This window comes from Aquimarina latercula DSM 2041, assembly GCF_000430645.1.
In the GTDB taxonomy this organism is placed as follows: Bacteria; Bacteroidota; Bacteroidia; order Flavobacteriales; family Flavobacteriaceae; genus Aquimarina; species Aquimarina latercula.
This window is the reverse complement of sequence record NZ_AUMK01000023.1, coordinates 1-15,151: the sequence shown is the minus strand read 5'-3', so window position 1 is coordinate 15,151 and position 15,151 is coordinate 1. Positions and strand designations below refer to the sequence as shown.

Annotated in this window: 15 protein-coding genes; all 15 read right to left on the bottom strand. The window is 32.0% G+C overall.

Features of this window, described 5'->3' with window-relative positions; translation table 11 throughout:
• Positions 1-32: 32 nt before the first annotated feature.
• The 15 genes from H526_RS0117690 to H526_RS0117615 all read right to left on the bottom strand — a co-directional run bounded on the left by H526_RS0117690 (position 33) and on the right by H526_RS0117615 (position 15,118).
• Entirely contained in the window at positions 33-494 is a 462-nt protein-coding gene (locus H526_RS0117690; protein ID WP_027391786.1) for a hypothetical protein, read from the bottom strand.
• Positions 495-827: 333 nt separating this feature from the next.
• Positions 828-3,974 (bottom strand): type I restriction endonuclease subunit R, encoded by a 3,147-nt coding sequence (locus tag H526_RS0117685; protein ID WP_035085975.1) that lies wholly within the window; start codon positions 3,972-3,974, stop codon positions 828-830.
• Positions 3,971-5,203, bottom strand: coding sequence for a restriction endonuclease subunit S (locus H526_RS31525; RefSeq protein ID WP_081415649.1), 1,233 nt, complete (start codon positions 5,201-5,203; stop codon positions 3,971-3,973). The genes H526_RS0117685 and H526_RS31525 overlap by 4 nt, the downstream gene beginning before the upstream one ends.
• The gene (locus tag H526_RS0117675; RefSeq protein WP_027394228.1) at positions 5,193-6,749 is read right to left on the bottom strand and encodes a type I restriction-modification system subunit M; all 1,557 of its coding nucleotides are present in this window, start codon (positions 6,747-6,749) and stop codon (positions 5,193-5,195) included. Before H526_RS0117675 ends, H526_RS31525 begins: the two co-directional genes overlap by 11 nt.
• Complete coding sequence (locus tag H526_RS0117670) at positions 6,750-6,953, bottom strand: helix-turn-helix domain-containing protein (RefSeq protein ID WP_027394227.1); 204 nt, start codon at positions 6,951-6,953, stop codon at positions 6,750-6,752.
• Positions 6,954-7,325: 372 nt separating this feature from the next.
• On the bottom strand, positions 7,326-7,796 hold the full coding sequence (locus H526_RS0117665; RefSeq protein WP_027394226.1) for a hypothetical protein: 471 nt from the start codon (positions 7,794-7,796) through the stop codon (positions 7,326-7,328).
• A gap of 147 nt (positions 7,797-7,943) precedes the next feature.
• Entirely contained in the window at positions 7,944-8,546 is a 603-nt protein-coding gene (locus tag H526_RS0117660; protein ID WP_027394225.1) for a hypothetical protein, read from the bottom strand.
• Positions 8,547-8,736: 190 nt separating this feature from the next.
• Entirely contained in the window at positions 8,737-9,075 is a 339-nt protein-coding gene (locus tag H526_RS31870) for an FEKKY domain-containing protein (protein ID WP_027394224.1), read from the bottom strand.
• Positions 9,076-9,475: 400 nt separating this feature from the next.
• On the bottom strand, positions 9,476-9,817 hold the full coding sequence (locus tag H526_RS29495; RefSeq protein WP_035085970.1) for a hypothetical protein: 342 nt from the start codon (positions 9,815-9,817) through the stop codon (positions 9,476-9,478).
• A 22-nt stretch (positions 9,818-9,839) separates the two neighbouring features.
• Positions 9,840-10,160: a hypothetical protein gene (locus tag H526_RS0117645; protein WP_027394223.1), complete on the bottom strand. Its 321-nt coding sequence runs from the start codon at positions 10,158-10,160 to the stop codon at positions 9,840-9,842.
• Positions 10,161-10,255: 95 nt separating this feature from the next.
• Positions 10,256-11,368, bottom strand: coding sequence for a DUF4200 domain-containing protein (locus H526_RS31065; RefSeq protein WP_051336224.1), 1,113 nt, complete (start codon positions 11,366-11,368; stop codon positions 10,256-10,258).
• Between the two features lie 150 nt (positions 11,369-11,518).
• A complete protein-coding gene (locus H526_RS0117635) occupies positions 11,519-12,481 on the bottom strand; it encodes a hypothetical protein (protein WP_027394222.1) in 963 nt (320 codons plus the stop codon).
• Between the two features lie 263 nt (positions 12,482-12,744).
• Positions 12,745-13,134 carry a VOC family protein gene (locus H526_RS0117630; RefSeq protein WP_035085968.1) on the bottom strand — a complete coding sequence of 130 codons (390 nt, stop codon included), beginning with the start codon at positions 13,132-13,134 and terminating at the stop codon, positions 12,745-12,747.
• 240 nt (positions 13,135-13,374) lie between these two features.
• Entirely contained in the window at positions 13,375-13,956 is a 582-nt protein-coding gene (locus H526_RS0117620) for a DUF3885 domain-containing protein (protein ID WP_027394219.1), read from the bottom strand.
• Between the two features lie 697 nt (positions 13,957-14,653).
• Positions 14,654-15,118: a hypothetical protein gene (locus H526_RS0117615; RefSeq protein ID WP_027394136.1), complete on the bottom strand. Its 465-nt coding sequence runs from the start codon at positions 15,116-15,118 to the stop codon at positions 14,654-14,656.
• Positions 15,119-15,151: the final 33 nt, after the last annotated feature.

Here is a 15,151-nt window from a genome sequence, read left to right as displayed (position 1 = left end):
AACGGTTTGTATAAAAATCGTTTTAATGCTTTTTATACTTTGTTGTGTAGCGTTTTTATCTTTCCCTCTTTTAATTTAGATATTTCTGTCGACCAAGGACTGTGATGATCGATAATCCATTCACCATTTCTATATATAAAAGAAAGATAAGCACTCATAATAACATTTTCATGAATTTTCAAATTATCGCCTTCACTAGGAGTATATTCAAAGTCAAAACAATCTTCACAGTTTAAATTCAAAGCAATCCATTCCGCATTTAATCCATTACCTAAATCATTTATTGGCATCATATATCGACCTATTTCCGTAATTTCTTTTTCTCCATCAAATTTGAAAAGAGTCCAAATGTATTCTAACGGAATTTTAGAGTCTTTTGGATTAATCTGCTCGACTAGCTTCCCTTTCTTTCTTATAAATTTTTTTGGTTTTCGAAACTTTATACTTTCTTTATCACAAGAACAAAATTTTATTCTATTTTCGAAATCACACATAATTTTTTAATGCTACACAACGGTCTAGTATATGAAAAGTAGGGCAGATGATAAGCACTTACTTTCGGATTTATACTGAGCCATATTTTTTATTTTATTTTTATCTTTTTTCTAAAATACAAATTAAAAATGTGGCGGATTTTGTAAAAAAGTACAAGCCTTTGATTTAGTAAAAATCGCCCTATTTTTTATATACATTGTTAGCCACTGGCTTTATTCCGCAAACTTGCTAGCGTTGGCAGAAGACATACTCTTTTGCAATTTTGGGTTTGTGTGTTGGCTTTAGCGAATTGCAAATGTGTATGGCTTTGAGCGTTGGCTTTTCATTCCGCTTTATTTTCTATTTTTCTTAAAATTCTCCGCTTGTGAGAAGATTTCCTCATAAACCTCGTCTCTTTCTACTGGTGGATATCCAAATTCGTCTAAGAGTAAAATAAGTCCAACTTTTAAAGCTGCTTTAATATCATCTCGTTTACTCCAATCAGGGAATTTTGCTTGACTATCAACTAATTCTTTCACTTTCTTAGCTAATTCAATTAATTTGTCTTCTGGATATGTGAAATCATATTTATTACATAATTCTAAAAGAATATCATAAAAGGCTTTTTCTTCAAAGTCAATTCCTAGTTCATCTCCTGCATTAAATTCATCACGAACTTGCATTATCATTTCCGTCAATGCTTCTGCCATTTCTTCGTAAACTTCACTTCGTAAAATATCATTTTCATTTCTATCATTGTATTTAGCGACTAATGAATCCATCTTATTAGTAAAATCAACTCCTTTTACCTTGTTTACTTTCTTCATTTCTCCAATGGCTTTAGCCAATAGTTTTTGAAGTAGTTTAATTTTAGTGTTAGGCAATTTAATCTTGTCAATTTTGGCTAAATAATCATCATCAAAAATATCTTGTTCTGCTTCTGCGTTTTCGCCTAGTTTAAATATTTCTTCTACACCATCACTTTGCAAAGCATCTTTTATCATTTCTCGCACCTTGGCATTCATTTGTGCAGTGTCTGGTACATCTCCTTTTGTTAATTTAAAAACGATAGAACGAACTGCTAAGTAGAAATGCGTATAATCTCTTTCGGTTTGAGTAAGCTTTTCACTTCCTGCACAAATGTCGTAAGCTGCTTTTAAACGCTTTACTAAGCCCATAAAACGGGTTTCAGCTTCTTTGGTGACTTGTGCAAATTCGGCTGCTTGATTTAAGGTGTTTAATTGGTCTAATGCAGAGCCATTAAAATATTTGCTATTGTCAAATTTGTGGAAGAATTTACCTAATAAATCTAAATGATTACGAACTACAATTAAAGACGATTCTATATCTTCAAAATTATCTTGGTCGCCTTTTCCATATTTGGCTAAAGCCATATTCATAGCTTTTTTAATTCCAATATAATCCACAACTAAACCTTTGTTTTTTCCTGCAAATTTTCGGTTTACACGAGAAATAGTTTGTATTAAATTATGTTGCTGAATTGGTTTGTAAATGTAAATACTGTCTAAAAATGGAACATCAAAACCAGTGAGCCACATATCTACCACAATGGCAATTTTAAAATTTGATTTTTCGTTTTTAAACTGACGGTCAAGTTCTTTTCTGTACTCTTTTGTACCCAAAGCATCATACAGTTCTTTTGGGTCGTCTTTACCACGTGTCATTATCATTTTAACACGTTCCATTGGTTTTATTTCTCTTTTCTCTTTATCGGTTAATTCTGCTCCGTCTTCCGCTTGTTTTATCTCTGCCCATTCTGGTCGTAATGCAATAACATTTTTGTAAAACTCATAAGCAATAGGTCTACTTGGGCAAACAAACATTGCTTTACCTTTTACGGTAGCACCTTCACTAACTCGGTTTTCATAATGATTAACAAAGTCAACTGCTATTTTTTTAAGCACATCTGGGTCGCCCAAAATAGCATTCATATTTGCCGATTGCTTTTTGCTTTCTTCTACTTGATATTCATTTGATCCAGCTTCGGCTGCTTCTTCGTAGTATTTTTCAATTTTTTCGAGTTCACTATTGTTTAGAATTACTTTTGCGGCTCTTCCTTCATAAACTATTCTTACGGTGATTTCATCTTTTACAGATTCTGTCATTGTGTATGAGTCTACTACTTTTCCAAAGACATCTAATGTTGCATCTATTGGTGTTCCTGTAAAGCCAACAAAGGTGGCGTTTGGAAGCGAATCGTGTAAGTATTTTGCAAAACCGTAGGTTTTCTTCACACCTTTTTCGGTAACTTTTATTTTTTGGTCTAAATTGGTTTGGCTTCTATGTGCTTCGTCAGAAATACAAATAACGTTAGTACGTTCTGTAAGTAATTCTAAATCTTCTGTAAACTTATGTATGGTGGTTAAAAACACACCACCAGATTCGCAACCTTGCAGTAATTTTCGCAAATGGTCACGACTTTCTACACTTACAATGCCATTATCGCCAACATAATTTTTTGCGTTTGTAAATTGTGATGATAATTGGTCGTCTAAATCGGTGCGGTCAGTAATAAGAACAATGGTTGGGTTTTTAAAATACTCGCTTTTCATTAATAAGCGCGTTAAAAACAACATTGTAAAACTCTTTCCGCAACCTGTAGCTCCAAAATAAGTTCCACCTTTACCATTTCCATCTGGTTTTTGAGCTAGTTTAATATTCTCATACAAAGCTCTAGCTGCATAATACTGCGGATAACGGCACACAATTTTCTCGTCTTTTTTACTACTGTCTGGTAAGTAAATGAAATTGCGAATAATGTCTCGCAAACGATTTTTGTGCAACATTCCTTGAACCAAAGTAAACATAGAATCTATGCCATCAACATCTTTTGCTAAACCAGAAACTCGTCTCCAAGCATAATAAAACTCATAAGGAGCCAAAAACGAACCTGCTTTATTATTTACACCATCTGAAATAACACAAAACGTATTGTAGATAAAAAGTTGCGGAATATCTCGCTTGTAACGTGTAGTTAATTGCACATAAGCGTTATGGATAGTCGTGTTTTCTTGAATAGCAGTTTTGAATTCAAAGACAACTAAAGGCAAACCATTAACATATAAAATACCATCTGGAATACGTTTGTGGCTGCCTACAATTTCTAATTGATTGACGAATTTATAAACGTTATTATCTGTTTTAGTATAATCTACTAAATTGATATAAATATCCTTTTGGCTTGGGTCTTCTCTTTTTAGAATAAACCCATCTGAAAGCATACGCATAAAACGTTTATTACTTTCGTATAAATCTAAGCTAGGTAATGTTTTTAATTGTAAAATAACACCTTCTATTTCAGTAGTAGTGATATTTTCTTTAGCATAATTAGTTGCCAGAAAAGAACGTAAGTCATCTTCAATTATAACTTCGTCTTCTGCACGATTTAGCGTATTGCCTAAATGATGCGGATAACCTTCATTTGCCAATAACTCAGCAAAAACATTTTCTAATTGTGCTTCTGTAAATTTTTGACTCATACGGTTTGTGGTTTTAATTCAACTTGAGTCATTTTAGCCAATAACAGGCTTTGAAGTTCTTTGAGTTTTTGGGATTCTAAACTAGTTCTCCATCGACTATTTAATATCTCAACAAATGGTGTTTTTATTAAAATATCTTCAGTAGGTTTAATAATACATATTTTTTCAATCAACTCTTTACTTAAATTGGGTTGAGCACCTCCAATAGCATCTTTAACAATTTCATTTCTGTTTACTCTTAAATGATAATATAGAAATGTTGAATAGTTTTCATCTTTACATATCATTGCACAACAGGCTTGGTTCGTAGTCGCTTCAATTTTCAGATAACCGACCTGTCCTTTAGTATTTCCTTGACCATACATTGCTATTAAGACTGAATTTATTGGAAGTAATTTGGTAGAGCTGTTTTTAAGCCCCAATGCTGATATGGATTCTTCTGAATTAATAATAACGCTATTTTTCAGTTCACCTGTTTTTATCCAAGAATAATCATTGCTATTCCAGTAGTCTATTTCACTTCTATTTGGTGTTGCTCCTGATTTCATATCTAATGAGAAATCCTTAACAGATTCCACACTCCACCCAACAGGAATATCTTTATCCAATTCTTTATTATAAATCATATCACCGCCTGAAGATTTATAAGGTTTACCATCTTCATTTGGAAACTCAAAATCCACAAACCAATGTTTGTATAAAGCTTGTGCAGTAGCTTCTAGGTTGGTGTTTATTTTTTCGTTGAGTTGTATGCGGTGGGTAACGGTGTTGTATTCGGCTACAATTTGTTGTTGTTTTTCTATGGATGGGATGGGTAATTGGGTATCGCATAATTCTTCCCAATCAAAAACCTCTCTTGCGCTCCCGTGTGATTTAAAACGGGCAAAACGGTCAAACTCTGGCCTACGAAACCACATCATTAAATATTGAGGAAGTACTTCTTGTTCATCTATTACTTCAAAAACAGTATATGCTTGCGAAACAATGGCTTTTTCAAAATCTTCTAAAAGAGCAATAGAAATTTTATCTCCATTTCTAGATGTTACAGGACCATAAGCAAATTGATTTTTCTCAATTATTTTATAGGTTTTCATATTTGTACCAATAGTATTGGCAATAGAAGACATTAATACTTTTTTGATACTTACACCTAACAACGTGGTAACCTCTAATTCTTTGTTTCTAATGTTCACAGGCTGTATGTAATCACCCAATCGTTTATAGTTCATACCCTAAGCTTTTAAAGACGTTTTGTAAATCGGCTTTTGAAGCTTCTTCTTGTGCTAAAAGGTCTTTTAGTTCGGTTTGCAAACCTGTCATTTTGGTATCAAAATCTATGTTTTCGTCTCGGTTTACAAACTCGATGTATTTACTTGGTACTAAAGAGTAATCTTTTTTTATTACTTCATCTTTAGTAGCCGAGTAGCAGTATTCTGGAATATCTGCATATACTTCTTTATCAGTTTGCCACGTATGAAAAGTTTCAGCAATATCCTCAATTTGAGGATTTGAAAACTGAATGTACTTTTTCTCAAAAGGTTCACCTTTTTGGCGCAAGTCCATAAATAAGATTTCACTTTCGCGTAATCGGTACTCACGTGTTTCTGTTCCTTTACTTACTGTTTTTTTGGTTTTATTCTTATTTAAAATCCACAGCGTTACCGAAATGTCTGTGGTATAAAACATATTTCTTGGTAGAATTACAATGGCTTCTACCAAGTTATTTTCAATTAGTTTTTTTCTAATTTTATATTCTTCGCCACCACCAGAGAGTGCACCATTTGCCAATATAAAACCAGCTACACCATTATCCGATAATTTAGAAACCATATTTAAAATCCAACCATAATTGGCATTAGATTTTGGTGGTACGTCATAGCCTTGCCAACGAGGGTCGTCTGTGAGTTCGTCTTTACCACGCCAATCTTTTTGGTTAAACGGTGGGTTTGCCATTATAAAATCGGCTTTTAAATCTGGGTGTTGGTCTGCTCCAAACGTATCGGCTGCTTTTTCGCCCAAATTAGCAGATATACCACGAATGGCTAAATTCATTTTTGCCAGTTTGTAGGTGGTATTGGTATATTCTTGTCCGTACACAGAAACCTCTTTTTTATTTCCGTGGTGGTTTTCTATAAACTTAACAGATTGCACAAACATACCTCCAGAACCACAAGCAGGGTCGTAAATAATACCTTGATATGGTTCTATCAATTCTGCAATAAGATTTACAATACTTTTTGGTGTATAGAATTCTCCTTTTCCTTTTCCCTCTTTTATGGCAAATTTGGCTAAGAAATATTCGTACACACGTCCAACAATATCGTTTTGTTTATCTGCGATGGTGTTTATTTCACTTATTTGGTCAATTAAAGAAGCAAGTTTGGTTTTATCTAATCCTAAACGTGAAAAATAATTGTCTGGCAATGCACCTTTAAGTGCAGGATTGTTTTTTTCTATTTGATGTAAGGCGGTATCAATTTTAAGGGCTAAATCGTCTTGTTTGGCGTTGGCTTTTATAAAATTCCAACGAGAGGTTTCATTTAAGAAAAAGACATTTTTCATATTGTAGAAATCCTTCATTTCTACGTATTTTTCTTTCCCTTCTTCAATGAGTTCTTCTCTTCGTTCTTCAAATTTATCACTGGCAAATTTTAAGAAGATTAAACCTAACACAACGTGTTTGTATTCACTTGGTTCTATTGAACCTCTTAATTTATCGCAAGATTGCCATAGGGTTTCTTCTATAGATTTGGTTTTTACTGCTTTCTTAGCCATTTATTTCTTTTCAGTTTTTTCGTCAGTTAATAGTTCTTTTGCACTTACATTTAGAATTTCAGCGATTTTATATAAAATCTCCAGACTCGGTTGTCTCTTGTTTTGAGCGTAAGAATGTACCATATTATAGCTCTTTCCTAATTGTTCAGCCAACCAGATTTGTTTTATTCCTTTCTGTTCTAAAACCTCTTTTATTCGGTTCATTTTGGATTTTTTTAATTCCGTGAACTAATGTACTTAACAATTTTCAAATACTCACTAAATGAGTATAAAAATTATCATTCGGTTTGGATGAGCGTAGGGTAGAGGCAAGCTCTTTTTATTTTTTGAGGCACGAAAAAAAATGAAATGTGCTTGACTGCGCGTTGGCTTTTTCGCAGCTTGTGGCTAACGGCTCGGCTAAGGTTAGTACGGGATTAAATTAGCATTTAATTTCGGATTAAGCAATTAGCCAAAACTTTTTATTTTGTTTTATTTTTTTATGTTTAAAAGCCAAATCAAAAGATTTGGCGGACTTTATATAAATACACTAACTTTTGGATTAAGCACCAAAATCCGTATTAATTTTAGCCATTGTTAGCAACTGGTTTTGATTAAGAATTCACTATATCTGTTTTCAATAATAAATTCTTTTTTTAGATTATCGATTGTCCAATCCCAATCATCACTTGGAATCCAATGTCCACTTGATTCAATTGATAAGTTTTTTATAAATTGTTCAAAATTATTGGAGTGAAACGAGTCTTCCAATTCAAAATATTTGATTCTACTAAACAATGTGTTAGAGTCAAGTTTATGAACTAGCCATTTGTTTATTAATAAATCTAGCTTTTCTATTTTCGACAACCTTTGTTCATCAGTAATTTCAAATACAGATAACAAATATTCATTAATATCAGTTCGACTAGGTCTGTCCATATTCAATATTGTTTTTTGAGCATTGTTTAATTTGTCAAAGTCCAAATTTTCTTTCAAAACATTAGGTAACCTTTCAGGATAAATTTCTCCAATCTCATATTCTACATATATTTGTCTGAGTGATTTCATTCAACTTGTTGCTAACGTTTAATATATGTGTCGTAGCAGGGCAAAATGTTACCTTGCTTTTCGATTTTTCTGTGCAATGGTTGCTAACTTTTACTTCTTGCAAGCATTGCACCTTACCAAAAATACAACAACCATTTGATTGATCACCTAGCTGCTATGATCACATATATCGTGTTGGGTACAGTTTTTTATTTCTATTGGGATAATATTTTGAAAAGGTTCTTTGTCAGCTTTAAATTCCAATCTGTCAAATGCAATAGCTGATTTACCATTTTCTATTTCCGAATTCACTAAACTTTCTAAAATTCCAATTCCATTAGTATCGACTCCATAATAATCTAAAATTATACTATCGTTTTTGTCAAATAGAGCTTTTATTATTAGAGCTTTTCTATTAGTAAAACTTAAAAGCCCTAATTTGTCTTTTAAATTAATTCCGATCTCTTCCGCGATTCTTTGCGCTTTCAATTTGTCAATCCGCATTTTGTAGATCAGGTATTTATTTACAGTCAAAGGACTTATTAATTCCATTAATGTCCCTTGTTGATAGTTTTTTGCCCATGGAAAATCTGGTTGTTGATTTTGAAAGCGTTTTATTAATTCAATTGTTAGGTCGAAACCTAATGGCACAAATTTTCTATCAAAATTTGGAATATAAATTCGGATAAGATTTCCATTTTTTAATTCAAATTCAGGTATGGAAATTCCATTTATTTCAAATTCTCCGTTATGAAAAATGGTTTTTGTCATAATTGTACCCAACGTTTAATATATGTGTCGTAGCAGGGCAAATTGTTACCTTGCTTTTCGATTTATTTGCGTATTGATTGCGAACTTTAACTTTCTGCAAGCATTACGCCCTCATAAAAATACGCAAACCATTCGATTGATCACTTTGCTGCTATGAACACATATATCGTGTTACCCAACGTTTTTATTTTCAATAGTCAATTATTTCGTCGTTGTATTTTTCTTTTAGATGATTATTCACCAATTGGTTATAGCATTCCATCTCAGATTGAATTATACACCCCATTCCAATGGTTTTAATTTTATACTTTTCCATAAGTGTTTTTGCTAATTCAATATCGTAACCAATTCCAAATTGGAAATAAAAGATTTCTTCATTTTTTAAGTCAGTTATAAATCGTTTTTCCATTTCTTCGCAAGTTTTTATTTCAGAGTATTCAGCATATTTTTTGTTGATCTGAACACTTTGATGAATTTGCGGAAATAAATATAAGTTCAATGCTAAAGAGATACTGAATGTTCCTATCATAATTTTGATCAATACATTCCGCCAATTTTTATTGAAAAGATATAGTCCAGCGCATAAAATTCCCAATCCGAAGAATCTTTTAGCGTATTTTAATTCAACAGAATCGAAACTCGTCCCAGTCAATTCATTGTTATGATTATAAACAGACAAAACAAATGCTGTAGTAACTAGAATCAGAAGTGTATATTTTGTGCGATTGTTCAATTAGTATCTAATGTTGGGTAACGTTTAATATATGTGTCGTAGCAGGGCAAAATGTTACCTTGCTTTTCGATTTATTTGCGCAGTGATTGCTAACTTTTATTTTCTGCAAGCATTGCGCCTTACCAAAAATACATTGACCTTTCGATTGATCACTTAGCTGCTATGACATCATATATAGTGTTGTGATACGTTTTTTTTATTTAAAGTAATTATATCTTTCTATTGTTCCGTTAATTGTTGTGCCTAAATGACCAGCGAACTTTTCAGATTGTTTCCCGTAAAAGCTAATATTATCAATTAATGATTTATCTGAGTTATTATCTTCTCCACGTTTGAGTTCAAATAACGTGTTCCAAACTCTATGAGCTAACTCATTAGACCATTTTAAGCATTCAACCTTAGTTTTATCTGTTGATTTTGGGTCATCCCAAATTACTCTATTCATCACGGTCATATCAGAAAGTAATAATTCACTGAATATTATTTTATCTTCAATTGATTTTGATGATAACCATAGAGCTGTTTCCTTTAATGTCATTTTAGAATTATTCTTTTAAGTTTTATTTAAAAAGACGTTGAAAAAAGTTCCTTTCTGGTTCAGGATGGATCTTTTCATTCCGTTCGATATATCCATATACTTCGTCCGTCAAATTTATTTTTAACTCGTCAATTTCCTTTTTCATTCCTTCCATAAGTTTTACACTATATAATCCAGATTTGATCATAAATAAATTGTTGGATATTGTACTTATTATATGAAAGTCATTTCCTATTCCTTCATGAACATCTTTAGGTTTTCTTACTCTAGAGTCTTCTTCCCATTCCGCTTGTCCGTCATATTTATAATATAATTTATAAGTTTGGAGATTAATTTTATTCATATTTATGAGCTTCTAGAATGAATCACAACGTTTCTTGTATGATGCGTTTACATCCCGCAGGGTGCATATGCATTATACAAATTGTTATAAGCTTTTTATTTTTTAGATTTAAGCAGTTGTTTAACTAATGATTTTAATTCCTCTATTTCATTTTGTTGCTTTTCAATTTGAGATTTTTGGACCTTTAGTTTTTGGATTTCTTTCTGTTGTTGAATAGTGTATAGAGTTAGTTCTTCTATTTTTTGGAGTAACTTGGAATCCATTTCCCCTAAGAAAATTCCATTTTCTTCTACCTCCTTTGCACTTGGAATATCTTTTAAGTGTCCATTTTCTTGAATATGATTTTCCACTTCATCAAGAGTTGGTAGTTGATAGTCGTCAAAGAAAACAAAATCAGACCAACCAGTTTCAACTTTGATTTCTTTTGCTCTTATTTTTCCATTAACTGCTAATTTCCAGGAGCCTGGATTTGTTGTTCCGATTCCGACATTACCTTTAGGCATGGATATATCTCCTCCAGCTTCATTCATAATGTATAAATGATTAGTACTTGTTGAACCAAATCCTACATATCCCATTCTTGAATTTACATCATTAAATTCTAACCATCCATAAGAACTTGTTCCATCTGCAGAATTTCTTAAGCGAATAACTGGACTACTACTATAAATCTCTAAATCTTGACTGGGATTTGTTGTTCCGATTCCAACATTACCTTTAGGTATAGATATATCCCCTCCAGTTTCGTTCATAATATATAAATGATTAGTACTCGTTGAACCAAATCCCACATATCCCATTCTAGAATTTACATCATTAAATTCTAACCAACCATAAGAACTTGTTCCGTCTGCAGAGTTTCTTAAGCGAATAACTGGACTACTGCTATAAATCTCTAGGTCTTGACTTGGATTTGTTGTTCCAATACCAAAATTGCCACCGTTAAAATAAGATTTTCCGTCTGGTCTTGCAACAACATTTAAGTTTCCATTAGTGTCTCTTAAATATAAAGCAGGATTCCCATTATTTGCCCAAAACCCACTATTTTGATTGTTTGATTGTATGAGATGATACCAAACTGATGGAGTTCCTGCAATATTTTGATTAATATTACCTTTTACGGTTAGGTTACCATTAACAGTTTCGTTTTGAGCTTTCATTCCAAGGTTTATTCCAATTAAGGCAATTACAATAGTTATTTTTTTCATCTTTTCAATTATGTTTTCTACTTCTTATATATTTAAGTGTCTTATCAATTAAAATTGTTACCATTAAATCGAGACAAATTGCTTATAACGTCTCTTGTATAGTGCGTTTGTATCCCGCAGGGTGCATATGCATTATACAAATTGTTGTAATTAGTTTTTATACTTAAAAGACGATATACATTCTTTTAGTATTTGTTCTTTATTTTTATCAAAAGTATAATATGAAACATAAATATGATTGTCATAAAATATCTTACCAGACGTTTTCTTTTGCCAGTTTATAAATTGGTATAATTCTTTACCGTCAAATATTATTTTATTTTCAATTTCTTTACCTTTTTTTATTTGAGAGAAGTAATGATTTTTGTCCTCATTTTTAAAATCATAGTTGATTGATATAGATGTTTCACTTGTTTTATCGGTTTTGTCTATAAAAGAAATAGTTAGACTATTATTCCCCCAACCTAAATGCCAAAAATCAAATCCTTTAGGCAATCTTAATTCGTATGCTGGATCTATGTAGTTAGATACAAATTCATAGTCTTGCGTGCATCCAGTTAAATGTGGAATTATATCATTAAACCCAATGTATTTAGCGGAAATAAAATCATCATCAATTTTTTCAAATTGAAAGAGTTCTATTTCGTCTAAACAAGTTTTAGTTTTCAAACCAAAATCACCTTTTATTGATTTGATGTTTACATAATTTACTGTCTTGTTAAAAGAATTTTTATTTAATCTGGAAGGATAAATTCCTAATTCAAAATGATCACCTAATAATATTAAACTGTCTTTGTTTGTAGATTTAATTTCATAGACATTATTAGGGTTATAGGTTAAATTATGTTCTATTTGGATAATAAGTTTCTTCTTTTTTATTTTCCAATTGGTAATTTTTAAGAATGAGTGATTTTCGCTTAATATTGTATCTTTTCCGTTAATTGTTTTTCCAATAGCTTTAATTCCAGTTCTATCTGAATTAAGTTTTAAGTACTGAAAAGTTGTTTTATCCGATAAATATGATTTCCATTCTCCAACATATTTTTTATTCTGAGCAACTAAAGATGTTGCAAAGAACAACTGAATAATTAAAATTATAAATATGTTTTTCATTATCTCAAATTAATTACAACGGACTTGTGTATGAAACGTAGCGTGCAAAAAAGCACTAACTTTTAGAATTAACACTGAGCCGAATTTTTATATTTTGTTTTTAATTTTTCTCATTTTAAAAGCCAAATTAAAAATTTGGCGGACTTTCTAAATATACACAAACCTCTCGGTTTAGCACTTATTAGCTATGTTTTATACACCGTGTTGTAGTGTCGTTTTTTTATTCAGATTGATTTTCCAACCGCTTAAATCTGTAATCTAATTTAAAATTCAAAACTCTTAATTGGTGAAGATATATCAACTAAAGTTCCATTTGGATCTTTCAATAATAATCGTCTTTGTCCGTAAAAAGTATCAGTCGGTTCGCTGATAATTTCAAATTTTTCCGTTTTCGCAACTTCAAATATTTCGTCCGCATTATCAACCACGAATGTCACATAAAACCCCTGCGGATTATTTTGAAAATCATTCGGTACGATTTCATTTGTTCTGTCAATTATTCCCAATTCAAGCTTTTTATCTTTTGAAATTAAGTGTACGAACCAATCACTATCATACTCCACATTAAAGTCAAACAGTTTAGTATAAAAATTTCGACTTTCCGCTAAATTGTCCGAACAGATATTCGTCATTATTCTATTAATAGTCTTCATTTATTTTTTTAGTTTGGTTTAATGCACTACAACGTTTAATATATGGCAAGTAGGGCAGTAGAAAGCAATATACTTTCTGGTTTGCACTGAGCCAAAGCGTTGTATTTTGTTTTTATCTTATTCATTTTAAAAGCTAAATCAGCGATTTGGCGGAGTTTGTAAATAGCACTGAACTTTCGTAAACCACCGAACGCCCTATTTGCTATATACAGTGTTGTAGCACGTTTTTTTATTTTTCTTTTACATTCCATCTTCTCGGTCAGAAAGCCAATCCTTGTATTTAACTTTTAGTTTATCCCGCTTTTCAGTCGAGTCTACAATCACGTCAACTCCACCGTCATAGGGTGCAATGACACATTTATTTGAACGGCTGATAAACATTGCTCGTATTTCATCATCAGCAATTCCTTTGAGAATTTCGTTTCTGTTACCGTTCTTCCAACTTTCAGTTTTTACATAAATGTCAAAATACATTTCATCTTCATATTCTTCTGGTCTTTCTTTTTGTAAATCAATTCTCAAGACCTTTTGAAATTCTCCAAAGTCGGTTAGCTCTTTGTAATTGTCATTTGTTGAATCCAACCTGTAGAGTCCGAATGAAATAGCGACTTCCGATTCTTCTCCAATCAGGTCGTTAATCAATTGGTTTTGTCGGTCAAGTATGATTTTATATTCGTCTTCATTTTCAGCGTATCTTTTTGATTCAGGAAGACTATGAATTCTAAACCACCTGTCAGGATATACCATTTTCAATTCGTAATTGATTGGCAACGATTCTGGATATTCCTTATTCCAATAGTCTATAAATTCGCTTTCTGTCATTTCTTCAATGTGCTACAACGTCGTACTAAACTCAGCCTTAGCGTCGTTGATTAAATCGTTTACGCAGCGATAGCGAAGATAAACTATTTGATCAATGGAGTTTAAGGAGTGTTATGTGCTTTTCTTTTTTGATTAATTTAAGGTGAAATTAAAAAATAAAATCTCAGTTGTTCTATTTTGGTAGGCAAAAAACTCCCAACTTTTTCGGAGCTACCCAAACCTATGGATTTATAGATCCGTCTATAATCTGTTGGTGCAGGGAACTTAATACTGCGTTTTCCATTCAGATAGACATTATACAATTCCGCTTCAAATTTGACTTTGTAAAAAAATTTCGCGACCTTGATCAAGTATTTTATAACGTGCTAGCGTTTGGATAGTGTAACTCTCCACGATATCATCGCAAAATATTTGGGCAATTCCTTTTCGCAAAGCATTTGTCCGTACTGCTTATCAGAATAAAACTCCGTAATCCCAGCGTATCCCTCCGAAAAAATTGTCAGATCAAAATGGGACAATTGCACCTAACGTTTAATATATGTGTCGTAGCAGCGCAAAATGTTACCTTAATTTTGGATAAATCTGCGCATTGGTTGCTAACTTTAACTTTTGCAAGCATTGCGTCATCATAAATATACAAGAACCAACCGATTGATCACTTTGCTGCTATGATCACATATATGTTGTTAGAGCATGTTTATTTTTTTCCGATAACAGTCATTCCGTAATCTCCTTGCGATATTTCTTTTCCGTCATTCAGATTTTCAAATATCATATATACTCCGTTGTTTAATTTAATCGTAATTAATCCTAAAGAGTCCGTATCCTTTGAAAAGTTAAGTTTTTTAGAATTCAATTCATTAGTTACTTCATCAAGAGTAGGGTGGATGCCTTTTTTTAGAATCCAATTATCCATAACATTTAAACTTTCTCCTCCGTCAAGTTCGTTAACGTAATCATTGAATATTCCTGACAGATGAGTTTTATCATCAAAATGTAATTCAAAATTCCCGTATCTCCATATTCTAGAGGATTCTTTAGACTCTTTATTCAGCCAACATTCAGGGACCAGGTTTTGATTTTCAATTTCGGATTTGCTTTGTCCGATTTTTAGAAAACCAAACTCTCCATTAGTTATTAATCTTGTGAAATTTATATTCAATTCAGATGAGTGTTATTTATAATATGCTCTAAC

Coding starts and splice junctions, on each gene's coding strand:
- H526_RS0117690 (WP_027391786.1), bottom strand. CDS start 494: ATGTGTGATTTCGAAAATAGAATAAAATTTTGTTCTTGTGATAAAGAA.
- H526_RS0117685 (WP_035085975.1), bottom strand. CDS start 3,974: ATGAGTCAAAAATTTACAGAAGCACAATTAGAAAATGTTTTTGCTGAG.
- H526_RS31525 (WP_081415649.1), bottom strand. CDS start 5,203: ATGAACTATAAACGATTGGGTGATTACATACAGCCTGTGAACATTAGA.
- H526_RS0117675 (WP_027394228.1), bottom strand. CDS start 6,749: ATGGCTAAGAAAGCAGTAAAAACCAAATCTATAGAAGAAACCCTATGG.
- H526_RS0117670 (WP_027394227.1), bottom strand. CDS start 6,953: ATGAACCGAATAAAAGAGGTTTTAGAACAGAAAGGAATAAAACAAATC.
- H526_RS0117665 (WP_027394226.1), bottom strand. CDS start 7,796: ATGAAATCACTCAGACAAATATATGTAGAATATGAGATTGGAGAAATT.
- H526_RS0117660 (WP_027394225.1), bottom strand. CDS start 8,546: ATGACAAAAACCATTTTTCATAACGGAGAATTTGAAATAAATGGAATT.
- H526_RS31870 (WP_027394224.1), bottom strand. CDS start 9,075: ATGATAGGAACATTCAGTATCTCTTTAGCATTGAACTTATATTTATTT.
- H526_RS29495 (WP_035085970.1), bottom strand. CDS start 9,817: ATGACATTAAAGGAAACAGCTCTATGGTTATCATCAAAATCAATTGAA.
- H526_RS0117645 (WP_027394223.1), bottom strand. CDS start 10,160: ATGAATAAAATTAATCTCCAAACTTATAAATTATATTATAAATATGAC.
- H526_RS31065 (WP_051336224.1), bottom strand. CDS start 11,368: ATGAAAAAAATAACTATTGTAATTGCCTTAATTGGAATAAACCTTGGA.
- H526_RS0117635 (WP_027394222.1), bottom strand. CDS start 12,481: ATGAAAAACATATTTATAATTTTAATTATTCAGTTGTTCTTTGCAACA.
- H526_RS0117630 (WP_035085968.1), bottom strand. CDS start 13,134: ATGAAGACTATTAATAGAATAATGACGAATATCTGTTCGGACAATTTA.
- H526_RS0117620 (WP_027394219.1), bottom strand. CDS start 13,956: ATGACAGAAAGCGAATTTATAGACTATTGGAATAAGGAATATCCAGAA.